At 54.4% G+C, this 2,004-nt stretch carries 1 protein-coding gene; it reads right to left on the minus strand.

Annotated features, from left to right (window positions below; all coding sequences use genetic code 11):
* Positions 1 to 102: 102 nt before the first annotated feature.
* Positions 103 to 1,821, minus strand: a complete 1,719-nt coding sequence (gene argS / locus HMPREF2907_RS07425) for an arginine--tRNA ligase (protein ID WP_070681714.1) — start codon at positions 1,819 to 1,821, stop codon at positions 103 to 105.
* Between the last annotated feature and the right edge of the window lie 183 nt (positions 1,822 to 2,004).

Raw genomic sequence — 2,004 nt, forward strand, 5'->3', positions numbered from 1 at the left:
TGTCCTGATTTAAAGTTAATCCACTATAGAATCACCATCATTCATTACATAGACAAAGGTCGTCTGAAAACTTTTCAGACGACCTTTGCTTATGGGAATGCCTTACATCACATCCAACACATCAATGCCCAGCAAATCCAAGCCTTGTTTCAGCGTGTCGCCGGTGAGCTTCGCCAGTTGCAGGCGGCTGTTGCGGGTTGCACCTTCGGCTTTGAGTATCGGGCAGGCTTCGTAGAAGCGGCTGAACAGGGTGGCGGTTTGGTAGAGGTAGGAGGCGAGGTAGTGCGGATACGCCGTGTCCGCCACGCTTTGCAGCACGTCTTCGAATTTCAAAAGCTCGGCGGCAAGCTTTTTTTCCAGCGGTTCGGTCAAAACGGTTGGCGCGGTTGCATGCCATTCGCCGGCTTTGCGGAACACGCTTTGCACGCGGGTGTAGGCGTATTGCAGGTAGGGGGCGGTGTTGCCTTCAAACGAGAGCATGGCGTCCCAGTCGAACACATAATCGCTGGTGCGGTTTTTGCTCAAATCGGCGTATTTGACCGCGCCGATACCGACGGTTTTGCCGATTTTCGCCGCTTCGTCTGCGCCCAATTCGGGATTTTTTTCTTTCACCAAAGCCGTGGCGCGCTCGACGGCTTCGGTCAGCAGGTCAACCAGTTTTACAGTGTCGCCGCTGCGCGTTTTGAACGGTTTGCCGTCTTTGCCCATCATGGTGCCGAAGCCGATAAACTCGGCTTTTGCATCTTCCGGCAGATAGCCTGCTTTGCGGGAAGTGGCGAAAAGTTGTTCGAAGTGCAGGGCTTGGCGGTGGTCGACGACGTACAGCAGGCGGTCGGCTTTCAGACGACCTATGCGGTAGCGCAGACACGCCAAATCGGTGGAAGCGTAGAGGAAGCCGCCGCCTTGTTTTTGCACGATAAATGCGGCGGGTTCGCCTTCTTTATTTTTAAACTCGTCCAAGAACACGACTTTCGCGCCGTCGTCTTCGACCGCCAGACCTTTTTGAACCAAATCATCGACCACGGGCTGCAAATCGTCGTTGTATTTCGATTCGCCCGCCACGTCTTCAGGGCGCAGTTTCAAGCCCAGCGTGTCGTAAACGGCTTGGGCGTGCGAGAGCGAAATATCGACAAACTGTTTCCACAACGCCAACACGGTTTCATCGCCGCCTTGCAGCTTCACAACATATTCACGCGCGGTGTCGGCAAAGGCAGGGTCTTCGTCAAAGCGCACTTTGGCGGCGCGGTAAAATTGCTCCAAGTCCGCCAGCTCAAACGCGGCATTGTCTTTTTGCTGCTCGACCAAATAAGCGACCAACATGCCGAATTGCGTACCCCAGTCGCCGACGTGGTTTTGGCGGATGACGGTGTTGCCCATAAATTCCAATACGCGCGAAATGCTGTCGCCGATGATGCTGGAACGCAGGTGGCCGACGTGCATCTCTTTTGCCAGATTGGGTGAGGAATAGTCGATGACGACGGTTTGCGGTTTGTTGGTTTTCGCTATGCCGAAACGCGCGTCGTTCAAGGCTGTCTGAATGTTTTGGGCGAGAAATTCGGGGTGCAGGCGCAGGTTGATGAAGCCGGGGCCGGCCACTTCCGCGCTTTCGATCACGGCGTTGCCCGCCAATGCCTCGGCCACCTTTTGCGCCAACTCGCGCGGATTTTGTTTGGCTTTTTTCGCCGCACCCATCACGCCGTTGATTTGGAAATCGCCGTGTTCGGCGTTTTTGGTCGGCTGCAAGACAACGGGGCTGTCGGCGATGCCCGCGGCGGCAAAGGCGGCGGCGGCTTCGCGTTCGACGGTTTGATGTAGGTTCATGAAGTTCGGTCTTTCGGTTAAATTCAAATCAGGCGGTATTTTAAAAGAATTTGGGGTGTTGAAACAGGGCTAAGGTGAAAGGTCGTCTGAAAAAATGTGGATGGTTTCGGCGTAACCTGCCATGCCTGTTTTCAGACGATGAGACCTTTGCCGAAATCCCCTAAATTCCCATCAAGACATTTA

It is taken from the genome of Neisseria sp. HMSC055H02 (genome assembly GCF_001813335.1).
Classification (GTDB): domain Bacteria; phylum Pseudomonadota; class Gammaproteobacteria; order Burkholderiales; family Neisseriaceae; genus Neisseria; species Neisseria sicca_C.

What these genes read in the sequence shown, in the direction of transcription:
- argS (WP_070681714.1), bottom strand. Translation starts at nt 1,821, where the DNA reads ATGAACCTACATCAAACCGTCGAACGCGAAGCCGCCGCCGCCTTTGCC.